This is a genomic window from Lacinutrix undariae (assembly GCF_052934785.1).
On record NZ_CM128809.1, the window covers coordinates 1,656,014 to 1,676,730 of the forward strand.

Below are 20,717 nucleotides of genomic sequence, written 5' to 3' on the forward strand. Positions count from 1 at the left end.
CCAAACGTAAAATGTAAAAATTTCATTTTGTACCTTTGTTTTTTAAAATTTAAATATGAACTTAATAATAGATATTGGAAATACATTTGTAAAATTTGCTGTATTTCAGTTAGATAAAATGGAATATAAGCTTGTTTTTGAACTTGAAGATTTTGAAAAAGAATTTCAGCAAATTTTAAAAACCTATCCAAAAATTGATAAAAGTATCATTTCATCTGTTGGAGCTTTAAAAGAAACCACTATTAATTTGGTTAAAAACCGCTTAAAAACAGTAGAGTTAAACCATAATACAAGTTTGCCGTTTAGTAATTTGTACGAAACTCCAAAAACTTTAGGGGTAGATCGTATAGCACTTGTTTGTGCATCGGTAGCGCAATTTCCAGATAATAATGTACTTATTATTGATGCTGGTACCTGTATGACTTTCGATTTTATAAATAAAAATAATCAATATTTAGGCGGCGCAATTTCACCAGGGATTAGAATGCGTTATAAGAGTTTAAACAATTTAACAGCAAAATTACCGTTATTAGACACGCAGTTGCCTAATAGTATGATAGGTAACTCTACGGCAAATGCAATTCACTCTGGAGTTGTTAATGGTGTTTTAAATGAAATTAATGGAATTGTAAACCAATATCAAGAAAAATATTCAGATTTAACAGTTATTTTAACAGGAGGTGATGCTAAATTCTTGTCTAAGCAATTAAAAAATGGCATATTTGCCAACTATAATTTTCTTTTAGAAGGTTTAAACTTTATTTTAGAATTTAATTCAAACTAATGATAAAAAAACTTGTAATAGTTTTCATAACTTTTTTTACTCTACAATCATTCGCTCAAGAAGGAACTGCTTCGCCTTATTCTTTTTTTGGTATTGGAAGTTTAAAATTTAAAGGAACCGTCGAAAACCGAAGTATGGGTGGGCTAAGTATTTATACAGATAGCATCCATGTTAACTTAAGTAATCCAGCAGGATATACTGGTAACAATCTTAAAAGTTTTAATAACGAAAGTAGACCAGTAAAGTTTACCGTTGGAGGAACTTACTCAAGTGTAAAACTTGAAAATTCAGATATTAGTGACAGAACAAGCACTACAACTTTTGATTATTTTGCACTAAATGTACCAATGGGTAAATTTGGTTTAGCATTAGGATTAATGCCATACAGCTCTGTAGGGTATAAATTACAATCTATGAATGATGAAGAGCTTTTAACTAACCGATATACTGGTGATGGAGGATTAAATCGTGCTTTTTTAGGTTTAGGTTATCAAATTACCGAAGAATTAAGTATTGGTGCTGAGGCAAGCTACAATTTTGGAAACATTCAAAATAGTGTGGTCGAATTTATTTATGATGAAGACGGAAACTTAGTACAATATCAAACTCGCGAAAATAACCGATCAGATTTAAGTGGTTTAAATGTTAATTTAGGACTATCATACAAAACTATGATTAGCGATAAATTACAATTAACAACAGGATTTACCTACACACCATCAAGCGAATTAGTGTCAAAAAACACAAGAGAGTATTCAACAATAATTATTAATAGCTTTAGTGGCGAAGAATTTGTTGTAAATACGCTAGATGTAGAACAATTAAGTAATACAGATTTAACATTACCATCCAAAATTTCTTTTGGAGCAGGTATTGGACAACCAAGAAAATGGTTTGTTGGTGCTGAATATTCATCTCAAAAAACAAGTCAATTCTCTAATCCAATCTTTACTATTGACAATGCAACCTTTGTAGATGCCTCGAGTTTTAAACTTGGTGGGTTTTTTGTTCCAGAGTATGATTCGTTCTCTAACTACTGGAAAAGAGTAACATATAGAGCGGGTGTTCACTTTGAACATACCGGTTTAAAAATAAATAATGAAGACATAAGAGAGTTTGGCATGTCTTTTGGAACAGGATTACCAATGGGAGGTTTATTCTCTAATGCAAACCTAGGTGTAGAATTTGGTAAACGTGGAACAACTAACCAAAACTTAATACAAGAGAACTTTGTAAACTTCCAGTTAAGTCTATCTTTAAACGATAGATGGTTCCAAAAAATAAAATATAACTAACGGTAAAAATAATACAACATGAAAACGAGAATTACATTAATAATTGCAGCCTTATTTTTGAGCGTAAATTTCGGTTATGCTCAGCAAGACGAAGAATGCATGACTAATGGGACTGTCTTTTCCGATTACGCAAAGAACAAAAGATACGATGAGGCATATGAGCCTTGGATGGCAGTAAGAACAAAATGTCCTAAATATAGTTATGCTATTTATGCTTATGGTGAAAGAATTCTTAAACATAAAATAAAAAACGCAACAGGAGCAGAGCAAATTGCTTTTATAAACGACTTAATGAAAGTTTGGGATGAAGGTGTTGCAAACTACCCTAATAAGTACACAAAATCTGGAGTTATTACAGACAAAGGATTATTAATGTACGATTATAGAGATGAGTTAGGAACCACAAAACAACAATTATTTGATATGTTTGATGTGGCGTATAAAGAAGATTTAGGTCACTTTACACATCCAAAAGCGTTATACTTATACTTTTCTTCAACAGTAGATTTATTTAATGAAGGAACAATTGAAATTCAAAATGTATTTGATAAGTATGATGATGTATCTGATAAAATTGATACTGAAGTAGAAAACTATACTGAGAAGTTAAATAAATTAGCTGAAAAAGAAGAAGCAGGACAAGCTTTAAGTAGTAAAGAAACTAGAAGTAAAAAATCTTATAACTCTTACTTATTAAATTACGATAAAATTGGAGGTAGTATTGATAGTAAATTAGGTCAGTTAGCAAATTGCGAAAACTTAATTCCATTATACACTAAAGATTTTGAAGCAAATAAAAACGATGCTGTTTGGTTAAAACGTGCTGTAAGCAGAATGTTTAACAAAGAATGTACAGACGATCCTTTATATGTTGAATTAGTAAAAGCTTATGATGCAACAGCGCCATCTGCAGATACTAAGTATTTTGTAGCAACAGTATTGTTTAAACAAAATAAAGATACTGAAGCAGTAAGCTACTTAAAACAAGCTTACGATTTAGAATCTGATAACTATAAAAAAGGAAAATTAGCAAAACGTATTGGTGGTATCTTAAAAAATAAAGGACGTTACGGTGAAGCTAGAGGATATTACAGAAATGCTGTAAAATTAAATCCATCTGATGGAAGTCCTTATTTATCTATCGCAGCAATGTATGCAGCAAGTGCAAACAGTTGTGGTACTACAAACTTTAACAAAAGAGCCGTGTTCTGGTATGCTGCTCAAGAAGCTTTAAAAGCAGGAAGAATGGATGCTAGATTAAAATCTACAGCTCAAAAAACAGCTGATAGCTATAATGGTAGAGCACCTCAAAGATCTGAGATTTTTAGTGAAGGAAACTCAGGAGAAACAATCACTATTGGTTGTTGGATTGGTGGTAGTGTAATTGTACCAAGTTTATAATGAGCAACCTAAATTTACATATAATTAAAACCGTAGTTGTAGCTTTTGCTATGACTACGGTTTTTTCATGTAAAAATAATTACAATGAAGTTCAAAAAATAGGAATCCTTCAAAACGAACCTATAGGTATAGCTGAAAATATTAATTTAAAATATACCGAAAAACTTCAAGACACAGCAAGATTGAAAGCCAATTTGGTTAGCCCAGAAATGTTAGATTATTCTAATAGAGATTTTGCGTTTTCAGAATTCCCTCAAGGTATTCACCTCACAACTTACGATGATAATGGGGATAAAACGGTAATCATTTCAGACTACGCTATTATTTACAATGCTACAGACCTTGTAGATTTACAAGGAAATGTTGTGCTAGCAACAAGTGAAAATGATACGCTATTTACAGATCAATTATATTACGATCAAAAAAGCGAATGGATTTTTACAAACAAACCTTTTACATTACGTTCGGGTTCAGAAATAATTAACGGTAATGGTTTAGATACCGATTCAGATTTTAACAATCTTCAAATATTTGAGTCTACTGCAATCCGTTATCTAGACGAGTAGAAAAGCACTTACTATTACTTTAAATCTTTAGGTTTAAAACAACTTCACCAAAAATTAAAATACATATTAGTACAGATAAATAATTAGTTATCTTTGTACTCTAAATTATACTTAATGAAAATCTTAAACGTATTTCAATACGCATATCTCATTTTTGCAATCCTATTTATTTATGACGGTATTACAAAATTTGCAGAAGAACCTAATAAAGCTTATTTGTCTTTTTTCTTTGCGGTTTTAGCAGTATTTATGTTTTTCTTTAGAAAACGTTTCCGTAAAAAAATGAATGATAATTCTAAATAACCAATGGATTTAGGGATTATTATTTTATCGTTATTGCTCTCTGCTTTTTTCTCAGGAATGGAAATTGCTTATGTATCATCAAATAAGATACATATTGAAATAGAGAAGAAGCAAGGCGATTTTTTAGCAAACATACTTAAACGTCTTACTGAGAAACCTTCAAAATATATTGCTGCAATGCTTATTGGAAACAATATAGCACTAGTAGTATACGGTTTTGTTATGGGAGACGTATTAGTGAGTTGGTTTGCAAGTTTAGTTGTTGATTATCCGGTTTTAGAGTATCTACTAACCGATTTAAGTCTGTTGTCACAAACCATCATTTCAACTATAGTCATTCTTATTACTGCAGAGTTTTTACCCAAAGTGTTTTTTCAAATCTATGCCAATTCATTTTTAAAAATATTTGCTTTACCTGCATACATCTTCTATATTTTATTCTGGGTATTATCTTCATTTATACTTTGGATTTCAAACAATATCTTAAAATTATTCTTTAAAACAGAAGGTGATGATGTAGAGTTGGCGATGACTAAGGTAGAATTGGGAAACTATATTACCGAGCAAATGGAGTCTGTTGAAGAAGACGATGAAGTAGATAGCGAAATTCAAATCTTTCAAAATGCTTTAGAGTTTTCCGAAGTGAAATCAAGAGAGGTAATGGTGCCGCGTACCGAAATTACTGCAGTTGATGTTAGCGATTCGGTAAAACATATTAGTGGTTTATTTATCGCTTCAGGATTGTCAAAAATATTAATCTATAAAGATAGTATTGATGATGTTGTTGGGTATGTACATTCTTTTGAACTCTTTAAAAAGCCTAAAACCATCAAAGAAATTACAATGCCGGTTGAGTTTGTACCGGAAACCATGCTAGTTAAAGATGTGTTGAGTATTCTAACTAAAAAACGCAAAAGTATTGCCGTAGTTATTGATGAATATGGTGGAACTTCGGGTTTAATGACTATTGAAGATATTGTTGAAGAACTTTTTGGAGAAATTGAAGATGAGCATGATACTATTGCTTTAATTGAAGAAAAAATTGATGATAATAACTATACCTTTTCAGCACGATTAGAAGTAGATTATATTAATGAAACTTATAAAATTAACCTCCCAGAAAGTGAAAATTACGAAACTTTAGGAGGATTGATTGTAGATAAAGCCGAAGAAATTCCTCAAGAAAATACTCAAATTATCATCCAAAATTTCCTATTTACCATTCTCGAAGTGTCTTCAACAAAAATAGATGTTGTGTCTCTCAAGATTTTAGAAGAAGAATAAACGCTATATTGCAAATAAAATGTGTGCATCGGCTTTTATTATTTGATAGAAAATGGTATTTTCGCGCACTTATATTTTATAAACTTATACAACAAAAATGGCAGTTTTAAATAAAATTAGACAACGTTCACTTTTCTTAATCCTAATCATTGCATTAGCATTATTCGCATTTGTGCTTTCAGATCTATTCAGAAACAGTAGTGCATTATCAGGTGCTTCACAAGATGTAGTAGCTTCAGTAGATGGTACAGATATTAATCGTCAAGACTTTATGGTTAAGGTTGATAACGCTCAAAGACAAGCTCAAGGGCAATCTACCACTCAAGTTATGAACAGAGTTTATGATCAAGAAGTAAGAAATACGATTTTAAAAGCGCAATTAGAAAACTTAGGTCTAAGCGTAGAGCAAGACCAAATGAGAGCTTTGTTAAAAACAAACTTTTCAGCTTATGCAGAGTTTAATAATGAAGCGGGTACTTTTGATGAAAATAAACTAAACGAATTTATTGCCAACCTAAAAGCTATTCAAAATACCGCTCAAAACAGAGCCGTTCTTGGAAGCTTCCAAATTAGCTATGCAGAATGGGTAAACAATGAAGAAGCTATTGCATTACGTGCAAATGAGCAATCATACTTTACAATGATTAGAGCTGGTGTAAATAGTACACTTAACGAAGCTGAAACAGATTATTTATTACAAGGAAATACTAGAGACTTGAAATATGTAAATATTCCTTTTACATCTATCCCTGATAGTGAAGTTGAAGTGTCTAAATCTGATATTTCAAAATTCATTAATGATAACAAAAGCAAATATGAAGTAGAAGCAACTAGAGATATTGCTTTTGTGGAATTTAAAGAAGTTGCAACTGTTGAAGATGAAACTGAAATTAAAAATAGTGTTGCTAAATTATTAGAAGACCGTGTTGAGTTTAATAATACAACTAAAGCAAACGAAACTATTTTAGGATTTAAAAACACTAAAGACATTGAAGGATTTGTAAACTCAAATTCAGATCTTAAATACAACGATGCTTTTGTTGCAAAATCAGCTTTACCAACGGTAGCAGCAGATGAAATTTATAACTTAAGCGAAGGTGAGTTTTACGGACCATATAAAGATAACGGATACTACAAGTTAAGTAAAGTTGTTGCTGTAAAACAAATACCAGATTCAGTAAAAGTAAGACACATATTAATAACTTATGCAGGAGCAAGAAACGCACAACCTGATGAAGTTAAAACTATAGAAGTTGCTAAAAAATTAGCAGATAGTATTGCAGGTGTTGTAAAAAACAACAATTCTAAATTTGCAGAATTAGTAACTGAATATTCAGCAGATCCAGGAAGTGTAGATAAAGGAGGAGAATATGATTTTCACCCTTACAATACAATGGTAAAAGCTTTTAATGATTTTGAATTTGAAAACAATGTTGGTGATGTTGATGTTATTGAAACCATCTTTGGATACCACGTTATTGAAATTTTAGATCAAAAAAATAAATCTAAAGCAATCAAAGTAGCTACAGTTGCTCAAGTAATTGAGCCTTCTGAACGTACTATTGATAATGTATTTAATACAACATCTAAATTTGAAGTAGCTATACAAGATGCAAATTTTCAAGATGTAGCAAAAGAAAACAACTACGTTGTAAAACCAGTTAGTTTAAAAGTATTAGACGAAAATATCCCAGGATTAGGAAGTCAAAGAACAATTGTTCGTTGGGCTTTTGAAGCTGGAACTAATGTTGGAGATTCAAAACGTTTCCCAATGCCAGGTGGAGGATATGCTGTTATTCAATTAGTGAAAGCTAACAAAGCAGGATTAATGTCTGCTGAAAACGCTTCAGCTTCTGCAATTGCAGAAATTAGAAACGAAAAGAAAGCTAAATTAATTTTAGATAAAATATCAGGAACTACTTTAGAAGAGGTTGCTACAAATAATGGTGTTTCAGTATCATCAGCAGCAGCTGTAAATATGCAAAACCCAACTTTATCTGGAGCAGGTGTTGAACCTAAAGTTGTAGGTACTGCTTTTGGATTAGAAGAAGGAATAGTGTCTAAACCAGTTGTTGGAACTAAAGGTGTGTATTTAGTACAAGTTTCTAAAATTACACCAGCTGCAAAATTAGATAACTACCAACCAATGGCAAACAGATTAAGCTTAACAAGAGCAAGTGGTGTGCAAACAAAAGCATACAACGCGCTTAAAGAAGCTGCTGAGATTGAAGATAACAGACCAGCTTTCTATTAATAAGAAACGGTTTATATAATATAAAGCGTCTCACGTTGTGAGACGCTTTTTTTAGGCCCTTTTTTAGGTTATAATTACTTTTAAAGGTCATTTGTTAGAATAAAAAAACGTCTTTAGATCATTTTCTAAAGACGTTTTTTATGTATTGAATATCTTATTACTCACATGATTTAGTTAAGCTATATAGTTTTGTATGTGTGCCATTATGTTCAACTTTAATGCTTGCGCAAATACTATTAGTTATTTCTGCTGATAATTTTTTAGTGAGTATTTGTAATGCATCAGTTACACAGTCTTTAGTGTCACAACTGGTATTAAATTCCCATTTTTCAATAGCATCACTTATTGAGTTTTCAGTTTCAAAAGGTGTTACTGTAAAATCTTCAGTAGTTAAAACAATATCAAACCCATAATAAGGCAGTGTGTTTTTGGAATCTTCATCACGTTTAGAAAAATCTCCATGATATATGGCTTCAGTTAGCTCTTTATAAAGCTCCTGTTTGTTATTTTTTTCACGTTTATAGGTTTCACTAAAATCGATGTCAAAATCGAAACTTAAATCCATGTTTTCTAGATTCAATTCTGTATTGGTATTTTCTTCTTGTTTGTTTTCACCACAAGATGTCATTAATGTTAGTATTAAGATTATAAATAGAAGCATAGATAGACTTGGTTTTTTCATGATCTATATTTTTTATGATTAGTGCATTAAACTTACAATAAAATTTTGGCATAAAAAAAACGTCTTATTTATTTAAAATAAGACGTTTATAGTGTTTTTTAGAATAAACTTATTCTAAAAAAATATTTAATATTTAATAATCCTTCCACAAACCTTTGCGTTTAAAGCATTACGTTTAACTCTAATGTCAAGACATTTTCCAGTTCCTAATCCATCTTTTAATTCTGCTGTAGCTTTTTCTGCTTTTTTCTTGACACAACTTTCTGACATGCAAGACCCATAAAGTTTCCATCCATCTCCTTTTCTTCCGCCACAATCTTCATTGTCACCATCAGGATTAACTGGCTCAGTACCTTCAATAGGGGTAATTGTTATGTTATCTTTGTTAATAAGAACTTGAAACTCAATATAAGGTTGTTCTTGTGTGTTAGAATCTACTCTATATGCTAAAGCATTTACTTCTGATAATTCAGTATTATAAAGTTCATCAACAATATCAGATAATAGTGCATCAATGTCTGTGCCTTCTCTTTTTAATGTTGTTGTCATGTCTATGTTAATATCAAATGAAATATCATTTAATGATAAGTCATCTTGAGTATTTTGATCTTCTGTAGTGCATGAATATGTAGCTCCTAAAATAGTAGCAACAATTAATAGTGTTAAAAATTTAATTTTTGTCATAGTTGTAAAGTTTTTTATTGACTAGTTAGTTTTTGTTGTAAGTTTTTTGCAAATAACTTATAAGTATCGATAAGTCAAACTTAAAAAAAAAAAACTATTAACAAAATACAAGTCTATTTTTCTGATATTTAGCTGTTTAAATGAGGTTCAAAATATCATCTTCTACAACCATTTCATTATATGGGATTACAGTTTCAAAGCCTTTTGCTTTAAAATAGTCAGTTGGATTGGTTTGGCTTGTTGCTAATACAAAATCGCCTCCCCAAGCACCAAGACTTTTAATACTTCCATTAAAATCACTAAAAAGTAATTCTTTTACAGGGGTTTGTTGTATTAGTTTTGCAATAATAGCTTCGTGTTTGTCAATCAAACTATTAAATGTTTCGAGCGTCTTACAAGTTGTAATTTGTGTGGTAATTGCCGAAATTTCAGCAATAGCTGTAGCGTTATCAGTACTGTTTTTTCGGTATTGTGCAATACCATCTCTACTATTTTGTTTCTTATTTAGATATACAAAATATAAATTGTCCTTAAATTCTGGATCAAAATCTACCGTAGTCACAGTTTTTGAGTTGTCTGCTTCAATTTTATAAGTTAATGCCGAAAAATTTTGGGCACAGGCAATATCATAGCCACTTCCGCCAAAAGTGAGTTCTAATAATTTATAGGCATCTACTTCTGCCCAATTTGCAATATTATTTATTAATGTAGACGAAGTTCCTAATCCCCAATCTCTTGAGAAATCTAATAAAGTCGCGACTTGATATCCCATTTTTCCTGTAAGGAATTTAGGATTTAATTGTTTTGCTCCATAAAAAATATCTAATAAACGTGCGGTTAATTCATCACCTCGTGTATTGTATTTTGTATCAATATCATCAAAAGCAAATTCATGTTCATACCAAGTTTTTCCGGTATCATCAACGCTTTTCCAAATAATTAAAGGTTCATCAAAAGCTTCAATAATTAAAGATTGTCCTGCTTCAGTTGGTACAGCTAACGAAAGTGCGCCATCTAGAACAACGTATTCTCCGGTAAGTAATAATTTTCCGTGGCTAAAAAAAGTGTCCATTAGCGTCTTAAGTTTTCAATAGCTTCCACAACGGCGCTATGTGTTACGGTATGTGTTTTAAAATGCGTAACAATACTTAGTTTTTCGGCTTCGGTAGCTTCAAATTGGTTCAGTATGTTCATTAGGTGCATTTTCATGTGTCCTTCTTGTATTCCTGTAGTTGTTAGTGAACGTAAAGCGGCAAAGTTTTGTGCTAATCCTGCTACGGCAACAATTTGCATGAGTTCTTTTGCGCTAGGTTTGTCTAACAATTCTAAAGCTAATTTTACTAACGGATGTAAATTGGTTAAACCTCCAACGGTTCCTAATGCTAAAGGTATTTCCATCCAAAAGGTAAATATGCCATTTTCAACTTTAGCGTGCGATAAGCTACTATAACTTCCGTTTCTGGCAGCATAAGCATGTACACCAGCTTCAACAGCTCTAAAATCATTTCCGGTAGCTAAAACTACAGCATCAATACCGTTCATAATTCCTTTATTATGGGTTACGGCGCGGTAAGGTTCTACTTCTGCAATTTGTACGGCTTGTACAAATTTATCAGCAAATGCTTGTGGCGTTATGTTGGGGTTGTCGTTTAATTCTTCAACAGTACAGCTTACTTCTGCGCGTACTAAACATTGCGGCACGTAGTTAGATAAAATACTCATCACTACCTGTAATGGCGCGCTTAATTGTTGTTCGGCTTCTGTTTTTAATGTTTTTGAAAACTGCTCTAAACACGAATTAATAAAATTGGCACCCATAGCATCTAGGGTTTCAAAAGTAGCGTGTAGTTGGTAATAATTAGGGATATCGCTTGTTTTGTTTTTCAGAATAATATCTAAAATTCCGCCACCGCGTTTTTCCATATTCTTGGTTAATGGCTTTGCATCTTCAAGAATTTGAGGCTTTATAGTATTAAAAAAAGCTTGTAACGTTTTAAAATCACCTTCATAAATAAAATGAACTTGTCCGATTTTTTCAGTCGAAATCACTTCGGTTTTAAAACCACCACGATCATACCAAAATTTAGCAGCTTTACTAGCCGCTGCAACTACTGAGCTTTCCTCAATAGCCATAGGAATGGTGTACACTTTATTGTTAATTAAAAAGTTTGGCGCCACACCAAGTGGTAAATAATAATTGGTAATTGTGTTTTCAATAAACTCATCATGTAGCTGTTGAAGTTTAGTGTTAGAATTCCAATATTGGGTTAAAACTGTTTTTGCAGCTTCTTTATTTGTAAAATACGTCTCAACAATCCAATCTGTTTTTTGAGATTTAGATAATTTAGAAAACCCTTTAATCGTTTTGTTCATTAACTTTTATTTAGACGTACAAAGATACTATTCTTAGTTTTAAAAAGCTTTGAGTATCCTAATAAACCGTATTTAACTGTTAATTGTTACTGTTTTTTGCTGAATTTTTAGTAAACTTGACATTATTTTATTGAAAAAATAATTTTATGAAAACATTAAAATTCTTCACGCTATTTTTATATTGTGTAACCGCTTTAACATCAGCACAAAATAAGGATATCTCTCTCGAAGAAATCTGGGATGGTACGTTTAGGACAGAACGTATGTTTGCATTACACTCAATGCAAAACGGACAACAATATTCGGTTTTAAATTTTGAAGACGGTGCCTCTCAAATTGATATCTACGATTACAAAACATTGTCTAAACAGCGTACTTTATTAAATTCTAATACTATTGATGCGGTTGATCGTTTTTCAAACTACACCTTTAGTGATGATGAAAGTAAAGTGTTGCTAGCTACAAATGTGACGCCTATTTTTAGACGTTCGTCTTTAGGAACTTTCTATGTTTACGATACAAAATCGAAAAGTGTAACGCTTATTTCCGAAGAAAAAATACAAGAACCTACTTTTTCTCCAGATGCAACTAAGGTGGCTTACGGACTTCATAATAACTTATATGTAAAAGATTTAATTTCAGGAAAAACGACTCAAATTACGTTTGATGGTGATAAAAACAAAATCATTAACGGAATTACAGACTGGGTTTATGAAGAAGAATTTGGTTTTGTTCGTGCTTTTGAATGGAATGGAGCAAGTGATAAAATTGCATTTATCCGTTTTGATGAAACGCAAGTTCCAGAATTTTCAATGGATGTTTATGGAACCGGACTTTACCAAACACAACATGTATTTAAGTATCCAAAAGCAGGTGAAGCCAATGCAGTAGTGTCACTTCATATTTATGATTTAGATAGCGAAGTTTCAAAAGAGTTTATGCCAAGTAAAAATTATTCTGATTTTTATATTCCAAGAATTGAATGGTCTAAAAAAGACGATGTGTTAACCGCACAATACATGAACAGACATCAAAACGAACTAGATTTGTGGTTTGTAAATGCCGAAACTCTAAATGGAGAAATCGTGTTAGCAGAAACAGATAAAGCCTATATAGATGTCACTTCAAACTTAACATTTTTAAACGATAATAGTTTTATTTGGACGAGTGAGAAAGATGGTTTTAATCATATTTATCATTATGCTGAAAGTGGAAAACTTATTAATCAAGTGACTTCAGGCGACTGGGAAGTGACTGGTTATTATGGTTATAGTAATAAGAATAAACGTATTTATTTTCAATCTACCGAAGATGGATCAATAAACCGAAGCGTATATAGTATTGCCTTAAACGGAAAACGTAAAAAAAGATTATCTACCGAGATAGGAACAAACTCAGCATCTTTTAGTGCAGATTTTACGTATTTTATAAACAGTTTTTCTAGTGCTACAACAGCACCACAGTATACTTTAAATGCTACAAAAACGGGGAAACTTATAAAAGAAATTAAGGATAATAAAACCTTAACAGAAAAATTAAAAAACTATAATTTATCTAAAAAAGAATTCAGTACGATAAACGTAAATGGAAACGATTTAAATATGTGGGTACTTAAACCTGCAAATTTTGATGCTACTAAAACATATCCATTATTTATGTATCAATATTCTGGACCAGGATCTCAACAAGTAGCAAATACTTGGAACAGCGCCAACGATTATTGGTATCAACATTTGGCAGCACAAGGTTATATTGTAGCTTGTGTAGATGGAAGAGGAACAGGATTTAAAGGTGCCGATTTTAAAAAGGTAACTCAAAATGAATTAGGAAAGTACGAAGTTGAAGACCAAATTGCTGCAGCAAAACAATTAGGAGAATTATCGTATATTGACGCCGATAAAATTGGTATATGGGGTTGGAGCTATGGTGGTTTTATGAGTAGTAATGCATTGTTTAAAGGAAACGATACGTTTGCAATGGCAATTGCAGTTGCTCCTGTAACAAGTTGGAGGTTTTACGATTCAATTTATACAGAACGTTATATGACAACGCCACAAGAAAATGCTTCAGGATATGATGAAAATTCTCCAATTAATCATGTAGATGAATTAAAAGGTGACTTTTTATTAATTCACGGAACAGGAGATGATAATGTACATGTACAAAATACCATGCGAATGGTTGAAGCCTTAATTCAAGCCGATAAACAATTTGAATGGATGATTTATCCAGATAAAAATCACGGAATTTATGGAGGTAATACTAGATTACATTTATATAAAAAAATGACGAATTTTATTCATAAAACACTAGGGGATAACCAATAGGTTTTATCAAAAACGCCTTACTAAACTAAACTAACTAAATAACTATAATTTTATGTCAAGAACAGCTGTTAAGCCGCATCAAAAAGAACTATTCGGTCATCCGGTAGGTTTGTATGTTTTATTTTTCACAGAAATGTGGGAACGTTTTTCATACTATGGAATGCGTGCACTACTTGTAATTTATATGATTGCACAAGCAAATCATAAAGATGGACCAGGTTTAGGGTGGACAGAATTAGAAGCTTACCAATTGTATGGTTGGTATGTAATGTTAGTATATGTAGTCTCTATTCCAGGAGGTATTTTGGCAGATAAAGTTTTAGGTCAGAAGAAAACCGTCATGCTGGGAGCCATAATTTTGGTGCTAGGGCACGGAACTTTAGCTATTGAAGCATCTTGGGCATTCTTTGTAGGTTTAGGATTAATCATTTTAGGGGTTGGTTGCTTAAAGCCAAATATCTCAACAATGGTTGGAGGACTTTACAAAAAAGGAGACATTAGAAGAGATAAAGGATTTAGTATTTTTTATATAGGAATTAACTTAGGGTCACTTTTAGCAACTTCAATTGTAGGAGTTGTTGTTGCAAAATGGGGATGGCATGCAGGTTTTGGACTCGCAGGTATCGCCATGTTATTAGGACTTGTAGTTTATGTTTTTGGTCAAAAATATATTTCACACGTTGGAAATAAACCAACTTTTGAAGATAAAAAAGAAGATGTTTCTATAATGAAAACCTTCTCTAATATTTTTAAATCACCAGTTCAGTTAGCCATATTTGTTGTGCTATTAGCATTTTCAATATATGTTGGATTTACTAAAGATGGTGTTGATCATTGGGGTTACGGAGCCTTATTTATATTCCTTTCTTTTGTGGTAGGATTAATGATGATGATCTTTAAAAGCTTAGAAACTCAAATTCTTAAAGACCGTTTCTTAGTCTTATTATTATCATTTTTATTAGTAATCGTTTTCTGGGGAGCTTTTGAGCAAGCAGGAGGGTTAATGAGTGTTTATACAGAACAAAAAACAGATAGAATGTTGTTTGGTTGGTTAGTACCAACACCAATGTTTCAAGGATTAAATGCCGGTTTTATTATCTTATTAGCGGTATGGGTTGCTAACATTTGGGCAAAACGTAAACTTAAAAATAAAGAAGCATCATCATTATTTAAAATGGCTACCGGAACAATCATCATGGGATTAGGTTTCGTGTTTATGATTTTTGCTGTAAGAGAATATGAAGCTAACGGAAGTTCAGGAATGTACTGGTTAGTATTAGCTTATTTATTCCATACAATTGGAGAATTATCTTCTTCACCAGTATCATTATCTTTTGTAACTAAATTAGCTCCAGTAAAATATGCCTCATTAATGATGGGATTATACTTTGCAGCAACAGGACTTGGTGGAAAAGTAGCAGGAATTTTAGGTGAAAAATCTTCAGAATTTGGTGAATATGCCATCTTCACAGGAATTGTAATCTTTACAGTAACTTTTGGTCTTTTAGTAATTGCATTATTAAAACCATTAAAACGTTTAACTCACGGAGCTGAAGATAATGAGGTTGAAATGACAACTGAAGAAGCAGAAGGTTACGAATTAGCTGATAATTAAAAAAACAAATACACACAAGAAAAACCCTCTTTTGGAGGGTTTTTCTTAATTATAATTAAACATTTTTTATATGAATACTGATATTGAAAATCTATTTAAAGATAAGGTGATTGGGCATCCAGCAGGATTGTTTATCATCTTTTTTACTGAAATGTGGGAACGTTTTTCATTCTACGGAATGCGTATTCTTTTAGTATTGTTTCTTACTGCTCCAATGTTTGGTGATAATCCAGGTTGGGGTTGGCCAAGTGAAAATGCATTAGCGTTAATTGGAACTTATGGATCACTTTTATACCTAACACCTATTGTAGGAGGTTGGTTTGCAGATAAAGTTTCAGGATATAAATGGGCTGTAATTATTGGTTGCTTTATTATGATGCTTGGTCATGCCGCTATGGTTTTTGATACGCCTTGGTCTTTATATTTAGGATTAGCTTTATTAATTATAGGTACTGGTTTCTTTAAGCCTAATATGACTTCTATGATTTCTGAAATGTATAAAGGTAAAGAATCTAAAAAAGATGGAGCATACACTATTTATTATATGGGTGTAAATGCTGGAGCCTTTTTTGGAATGATGCTTTGTGGTTATTTAGCAGAAAATATGGGATGGCATTATGGATTTGGTCTTGCAGGTATTTTTATGCTTTTAGGATTAATTCAGTTTTGGTTATCTAAAGATTTCTTCGGAAAAATTGGTGATAAACCATCAAAAGTTCATGACGTAGAATTACCTCAAAATATCAACGAACATTCTGAAGTAAAAACAGCTTCTATAAAAGAAAAATTAAACCCTTTTACAAATGTAGATGTCGCTCTAATTATACTTTCGGCTTTAGGTGGTGTACTTTACTTGTTTAATGATCCGTTATCTAAAATTGGTGACATCAATTTATTGCCATTTTCAATAGGAAGTTTAGATGGATCAAATGTGGTAGTTTTAACATCTTTAGCGCTATTTTTATTCTTAATTATTTCTAGAATTTCTAGATATTCAAGAATTGTAAGAGATCGTATTATTGCGGTTTCTATTTTCGGAATTTTTACAGTATTCTTTTTTGCTGCTTTTGAGCAATCATTAGGATCAATGACTTTATTTGCTCGTGATTATACAGATAGAGCTTTAACAGGAAATTCAGCAATGATATTTAAAATTATCGATTTAATTTTAACTGTTACACCATTAGCAATTATCACTTGGGTATTATTCTTATTATTCAAAAAGACCTTTTCAAAAATTCCATATTCAAATATCATTTTAGCCATATCATTTGCGTTCTTATGGTACATTGTATATTATAAAATTAGCAATGAATTTAGTAAAGATTCTACCGATGTTCCAGCAACATGGTTTGGTATTTTAAATTCGTTCTTTATTATTACGCTTGCGCCTGTTTTTTCAAAATGGTGGGAAAGTAAGTACAATCCAAGTGCCGGAATGAAATACGGTATTGGGTTAATATTATTAGGACTTGGTTTTGGAGTTTTAGTTTTTGGAACTTTAGGAATCCCTCAAGGCGCAAAAACAGCCTCTGTAAGCATGGCGTTTTTAATTTTAGCATACTTGCTCCATACAATGGGAGAGCTTTGTATTTCGCCAGTAGGATTGTCTTATTTAAGTAAATTAGTGCCAGCTAGAATGATTGGATTTATGTTTGGTATCTGGTATTTAGCTATTGCAATTGGTCAAAAAGCAGCCGGTACAATGGGAGGTATGATTGATAAGATTACAGCAGAATACTCACTGAGTACTTTCTTCTTAATATTTACACTTGTTCCTGCGGCTATAGGACTTCTAGCGATGGTTTTAAATCCGTTACTTAAAAAATTAATGCACGGTGTAAAATAGTACGTAAAACGTTAAAGTAATTTAAAAATGCACCTCTTTTGGTGCATTTTTTGTAAGTTCGGACCAACATTTGCTACAAAAGAATTATGAAGAAACTTGGAATTATATTAGTATTAGCTCTATTAACAACGGTTAATAGTATCGCTCAGGAGATTAATTGGGTAACTTTTGAAGAAGCTTTAGAACTTCAGAAAAAAGAACCTAAGAAAATTATGATGGATGTGTACACCAATTGGTGTGGTCCATGTAAAATGTTAGATAAGAATACATTTCAAAATAAAGATGTTGCAGCTTATGTTAACAAACATTATTACGCTGTAAAGTTTAATGGAGAAGGTAATGAGAAAGTAACTTACGATGGTAAAGATTTTGAAAATACAGGATACAAACCAGAATTAGCAAACCGTAGAAATAGTGCACACCCATTAGCTAATTACTTACAGGTTGATGCTTATCCTACTATTGTGTTTTTTGGTGAAGATGCTAAGGTTTTAACACCTTTAAGAGGATATCAACAACCACAACAATTAGAATTATATTTAAAGTTGTTTAAAGATAACCAACATGTAAATATGAATTCTCAACAAGATTTTGATGCATATTTTGAAGCTTTTAAACCAGAATTTAAAAGCTAATAATTGCTTACTTTATAATAAATGCTCCCTTTTCACTCGTTTGATGAAAAGGGATTTTTTTTGTTTTACAAGTCGCTTTCCAACGTTTAATATATGATTTGTAATTACTCCCATCTGCAATAATAACTTTAGGGTTTATGGAGTCGATTAATCGGGTTAAATTTATTCTAGGCGAATTTCTTAGCATGATATAATGTGGTTGAAAAGACTTTACATTATACACGCCCAAACTGTCAATAATTAATAGTGGTTTTTCTGAAATTAGATATACTGAAGATACTGTGCGTTCAGAAACAGTATCAATATAATTACCCACGTTATAATTTTTAATAATATTAGTTTTTGGTTTTATTACGCTATCTAAATTATGAAATACGGTTAAGTTTCTTCCTCTTTTTTGAGCAAGCATACTATATCTGCTTTTATGGAAAATTATAAATTCTGAAGACGAATGTTTATGCATTGTATAAATGAAAACACCCTGGCAAAGTAGTGTTGCCGCTAATGTGTATTTTAAATAGATAGGTTTTTTGTGTTTATACCATTTCATGAAAAATAGAATAAAAATATAAGTCGAAATCACTTGTAGTAGATTAAAAGGGAGGTCTTTAAATAAAAAATCATCTTGATGCGACACCCATTTTACAATCCAATTCATCCAACTTATAATAGTTTCATAAGTATATGCAAGCCAATTAGGAAGTGCGTTTAATAAGGCTAAAGCAATGATTAAAATTCCGAAGCCTAAAACAAGTCCTAAAAACGGAATGATTAATAGGTTTGAAATAAAAAACAAACTCGGAAACTGATGAAAATAGTATAAACTAATTGGGATAACTCCAAATTGTGCTGCAATAGTTACCGTGAAAATATTCCAAATAAAATTGACAGCTTTATATTTTGGAATCCATAATTTATAAAGTAATGGTTGTATATATACAATTGCAATAACCGCTAAATAGCTCATTTGAAACCCTACATCTAATAAAAATAAAGGTTTAAACAGTAGTAATACAAATATTGAAATGGCTAAAGTGTTATAAATATTAGTGAGCCGTTGTAAATGTAGCGCAATAGTAACGATGCTAAACATGGTTACTGCTCGTGTTACAGATGCCGATAAACCTGCAATAATTGCAAATACCCATAAGATGAGAACGAGTAATGCAGCTTTATGAAATTTACCATGTTTTAGATATTCAATAGGTTTAAAAAGAAAGTTGAGAATGTATAAGATTATCCCAATATGTAACCCTGAAACTGCTAGAATATGTACTGCTCCAGCATTTGTGTAATTATTGTAAATTTCTTTGCTTAAATCTTGTCGTTGCCCTAAAATTAAAGCGTTTATAATGGCCAACTCATCGGGGTTAAAATTGTAGGCTTTTAGTTTAATGTTTATTAATTGTCGTAATGCTGCTGCGTATCCAAAAATGGTGTGAGGCTTATTCTTAACTTTATACAAGGCAGAATTTTCAGCAAAAATTTGATGGTAGATATATTGCTTTTTTAGATAATTTTTATAATCAAACTGATTAGGGTTTAATGGTGAAATTAAATCTTTAATCGTCGCTTCTGTGATTATAATCTCATCAACTTCAAGTCTGTTAAATAAGCTGTCTTTTTGTATATTTAACAAGGTTTTACCAAGTGTGTTTTGTGCGTCTACTTGTAAAACATCAACAATATATTTATGATAGTAAGTTCCAGATTTAAGCTGTTTTCTTACCCGTAGCATAATAGGTTTTGATACCGATTCATCTACAGCAATGTATTTTGTGTAATGATTTAAAAATTGTTTTTGGTCATGAAGATTACAGGTAGAAATTCCTATACTAATTGTAGTGATATAGCAGATAAGTCCAAACCAAATGGTTTTAGTAAATTGATGTCTTGCTATTAAATAACTTATAAAAAGCGTAAAAAGAAGTAAGCCACTTATATAAACAGATAAACGTAGTGGAATTGTAAACGCATAGCCAATACAGATGCCAATTGTTAAGCAAAGTGTTAATTTTATAAATGTAAAATTTAGTAACTTCATGTAGTAAGTTACTAAAATAAAATGATTTACAGTACGCGTCTTGCTTGTACGAATGCAAAATACCAATAGCGTTCGGCTAAATTAGAGATCATAACACCTTTACTTGAACTTGCGTGAATAAAATCCACATAACCATCTCGTGAGGTGGTCACAATACCAATATGATTTATCTGTCGACTGTTTTTTCTAGTGGCAAAGAATAATAAATCTCCTTTTTTTACTGTTTTCAAATCAATCCAATCTCCCGATGAAGATAAATCTCCTGTAGTTCTTGGTAACGAAATATTTTCACTACCAAACGCGGTAACAACTAAGCCAGAACAATCCATTCCTTTTTTTGTTGTACCACCATATTTGTAACGTACGCCTTTAAATTTCTCAGCCTCTTTTACAACCGCATCTGCAGTAGCATTGCTGTAAGTGTTAGTTGTATTGCTGCTAGAAGTATTAACAGATTTTGGTGTTGTATTTGTTGTTGAACTTTTAGAACTCTTTTTAGTCGATTTTTTAGTTATAATCTTAGTCGTTCTCGAAGATCTGCTTTTAGCACGTTTTGATGATTTACAGCTACTAAAACTGATAAGGACGATTAAAAGGATTATAATTTTTTTCATATAATAT

The 20,717-nt window shown here is 31.6% G+C and carries 17 protein-coding genes; 11 read left to right on the top strand and 6 right to left on the bottom strand.

Translation table 11 applies throughout. The annotated features are described in order from the left end of the window. Positions 1-55: 55 nt before the first annotated feature. The 7 genes from ACU4C5_RS07370 (at position 56) to ACU4C5_RS07400 (ending at position 7,887) form a co-directional block, all read left to right on the top strand. Positions 56-784, top strand: a complete 729-nt coding sequence (locus ACU4C5_RS07370) for a type III pantothenate kinase (protein ID WP_446843548.1) — start codon at positions 56-58, stop codon at positions 782-784. Next, on the top strand, positions 784-2,079 hold the full coding sequence (bamG, locus tag ACU4C5_RS07375; RefSeq protein WP_446843549.1) for a BamG family beta-barrel-assembly machinery protein: 1,296 nt from the start codon (positions 784-786) through the stop codon (positions 2,077-2,079). Before ACU4C5_RS07370 ends, bamG begins: the two co-directional genes overlap by 1 nt. Before the next feature lie 18 nt (positions 2,080-2,097). Beyond that, positions 2,098-3,480, top strand: coding sequence for a tetratricopeptide repeat protein (locus ACU4C5_RS07380; protein ID WP_446843550.1), 1,383 nt, complete (start codon positions 2,098-2,100; stop codon positions 3,478-3,480). Next, complete coding sequence (gene lptC, locus ACU4C5_RS07385) at positions 3,480-4,046, top strand: LPS export ABC transporter periplasmic protein LptC (RefSeq protein WP_446843551.1); 567 nt, start codon at positions 3,480-3,482, stop codon at positions 4,044-4,046. The genes ACU4C5_RS07380 and lptC overlap by 1 nt, the downstream gene beginning before the upstream one ends. Before the next feature lie 114 nt (positions 4,047-4,160). Continuing rightward, positions 4,161-4,349 carry a hypothetical protein gene (locus ACU4C5_RS07390; protein ID WP_446843552.1) on the top strand — a complete coding sequence of 63 codons (189 nt, stop codon included), beginning with the start codon at positions 4,161-4,163 and terminating at the stop codon, positions 4,347-4,349. A gap of 3 nt (positions 4,350-4,352) precedes the next feature. Next, positions 4,353-5,633: a hemolysin family protein gene (locus ACU4C5_RS07395; protein ID WP_446843553.1), complete on the top strand. Its 1,281-nt coding sequence runs from the start codon at positions 4,353-4,355 to the stop codon at positions 5,631-5,633. A gap of 97 nt (positions 5,634-5,730) precedes the next feature. Next, on the top strand, positions 5,731-7,887 hold the full coding sequence (locus tag ACU4C5_RS07400) for a peptidylprolyl isomerase (RefSeq protein WP_446843554.1): 2,157 nt from the start codon (positions 5,731-5,733) through the stop codon (positions 7,885-7,887). A 157-nt stretch (positions 7,888-8,044) separates the two neighbouring features. On the opposite strand, the gene ACU4C5_RS07405 is transcribed toward ACU4C5_RS07400, so the two are convergent. From ACU4C5_RS07405 to ACU4C5_RS07420, 4 genes are all read right to left on the bottom strand, one after another. Continuing rightward, the gene (locus ACU4C5_RS07405) at positions 8,045-8,569 is read right to left on the bottom strand and encodes a hypothetical protein (protein ID WP_446843555.1); all 525 of its coding nucleotides are present in this window, start codon (positions 8,567-8,569) and stop codon (positions 8,045-8,047) included. Positions 8,570-8,695: 126 nt separating this feature from the next. Further along, positions 8,696-9,253, bottom strand: a complete 558-nt coding sequence (locus ACU4C5_RS07410; protein WP_446843556.1) for a hypothetical protein — start codon at positions 9,251-9,253, stop codon at positions 8,696-8,698. Positions 9,254-9,389: 136 nt separating this feature from the next. Then, on the bottom strand, positions 9,390-10,325 hold the full coding sequence (locus ACU4C5_RS07415) for a GYDIA family GHMP kinase (protein WP_446843558.1): 936 nt from the start codon (positions 10,323-10,325) through the stop codon (positions 9,390-9,392). Further along, complete coding sequence (locus ACU4C5_RS07420) at positions 10,325-11,626, bottom strand: hydroxymethylglutaryl-CoA reductase, degradative (protein WP_446843559.1); 1,302 nt, start codon at positions 11,624-11,626, stop codon at positions 10,325-10,327. The genes ACU4C5_RS07415 and ACU4C5_RS07420 overlap by 1 nt, the downstream gene beginning before the upstream one ends. A gap of 146 nt (positions 11,627-11,772) precedes the next feature. Here ACU4C5_RS07420 and ACU4C5_RS07425 point away from each other — a divergent pair, with 146 nt between their 5' ends. From ACU4C5_RS07425 to ACU4C5_RS07440, 4 genes are all read left to right on the top strand, one after another. After that, on the top strand, positions 11,773-13,953 hold the full coding sequence (locus ACU4C5_RS07425; protein ID WP_446843560.1) for a S9 family peptidase: 2,181 nt from the start codon (positions 11,773-11,775) through the stop codon (positions 13,951-13,953). Between the two features lie 52 nt (positions 13,954-14,005). After that, complete coding sequence (locus ACU4C5_RS07430) at positions 14,006-15,568, top strand: peptide MFS transporter (protein WP_446843561.1); 1,563 nt, start codon at positions 14,006-14,008, stop codon at positions 15,566-15,568. A gap of 70 nt (positions 15,569-15,638) precedes the next feature. Then, positions 15,639-17,417 carry a peptide MFS transporter gene (locus ACU4C5_RS07435; protein ID WP_446843562.1) on the top strand — a complete coding sequence of 593 codons (1,779 nt, stop codon included), beginning with the start codon at positions 15,639-15,641 and terminating at the stop codon, positions 17,415-17,417. 86 nt (positions 17,418-17,503) lie between these two features. Further along, on the top strand, positions 17,504-18,052 hold the full coding sequence (locus ACU4C5_RS07440) for a thioredoxin family protein (RefSeq protein ID WP_446843563.1): 549 nt from the start codon (positions 17,504-17,506) through the stop codon (positions 18,050-18,052). 7 nt (positions 18,053-18,059) lie between these two features. Here the strand turns inward: ACU4C5_RS07440 and ACU4C5_RS07445 are convergent, their stop codons facing one another. Both ACU4C5_RS07445 and ACU4C5_RS07450 read right to left on the bottom strand, forming a co-directional pair. Continuing rightward, complete coding sequence (locus tag ACU4C5_RS07445) at positions 18,060-20,096, bottom strand: ComEC/Rec2 family competence protein (protein WP_446843564.1); 2,037 nt, start codon at positions 20,094-20,096, stop codon at positions 18,060-18,062. Between the two features lie 26 nt (positions 20,097-20,122). After that, complete coding sequence (locus ACU4C5_RS07450; protein WP_446843565.1) at positions 20,123-20,710, bottom strand: C40 family peptidase; 588 nt, start codon at positions 20,708-20,710, stop codon at positions 20,123-20,125. Positions 20,711-20,717 lie beyond the last annotated feature (7 nt).

Coding starts and splice junctions, on each gene's coding strand:
- ACU4C5_RS07370 (WP_446843548.1), top strand. CDS start 56: ATGAACTTAATAATAGATATTGGAAATACATTTGTAAAATTTGCTGTA.
- bamG (WP_446843549.1), top strand. CDS start 784: ATGATAAAAAAACTTGTAATAGTTTTCATAACTTTTTTTACTCTACAA.
- ACU4C5_RS07380 (WP_446843550.1), top strand. CDS start 2,098: ATGAAAACGAGAATTACATTAATAATTGCAGCCTTATTTTTGAGCGTA.
- lptC (WP_446843551.1), top strand. CDS start 3,480: ATGAGCAACCTAAATTTACATATAATTAAAACCGTAGTTGTAGCTTTT.
- ACU4C5_RS07390 (WP_446843552.1), top strand. CDS start 4,161: ATGAAAATCTTAAACGTATTTCAATACGCATATCTCATTTTTGCAATC.
- ACU4C5_RS07395 (WP_446843553.1), top strand. CDS start 4,353: ATGGATTTAGGGATTATTATTTTATCGTTATTGCTCTCTGCTTTTTTC.
- ACU4C5_RS07400 (WP_446843554.1), top strand. CDS start 5,731: ATGGCAGTTTTAAATAAAATTAGACAACGTTCACTTTTCTTAATCCTA.
- ACU4C5_RS07405 (WP_446843555.1), bottom strand. CDS start 8,569: ATGAAAAAACCAAGTCTATCTATGCTTCTATTTATAATCTTAATACTA.
- ACU4C5_RS07410 (WP_446843556.1), bottom strand. CDS start 9,253: ATGACAAAAATTAAATTTTTAACACTATTAATTGTTGCTACTATTTTA.
- ACU4C5_RS07415 (WP_446843558.1), bottom strand. CDS start 10,325: ATGGACACTTTTTTTAGCCACGGAAAATTATTACTTACCGGAGAATAC.
- ACU4C5_RS07420 (WP_446843559.1), bottom strand. CDS start 11,626: ATGAACAAAACGATTAAAGGGTTTTCTAAATTATCTAAATCTCAAAAA.
- ACU4C5_RS07425 (WP_446843560.1), top strand. CDS start 11,773: ATGAAAACATTAAAATTCTTCACGCTATTTTTATATTGTGTAACCGCT.
- ACU4C5_RS07430 (WP_446843561.1), top strand. CDS start 14,006: ATGTCAAGAACAGCTGTTAAGCCGCATCAAAAAGAACTATTCGGTCAT.
- ACU4C5_RS07435 (WP_446843562.1), top strand. CDS start 15,639: ATGAATACTGATATTGAAAATCTATTTAAAGATAAGGTGATTGGGCAT.
- ACU4C5_RS07440 (WP_446843563.1), top strand. CDS start 17,504: ATGAAGAAACTTGGAATTATATTAGTATTAGCTCTATTAACAACGGTT.
- ACU4C5_RS07445 (WP_446843564.1), bottom strand. CDS start 20,096: ATGAAGTTACTAAATTTTACATTTATAAAATTAACACTTTGCTTAACA.
- ACU4C5_RS07450 (WP_446843565.1), bottom strand. CDS start 20,710: ATGAAAAAAATTATAATCCTTTTAATCGTCCTTATCAGTTTTAGTAGC.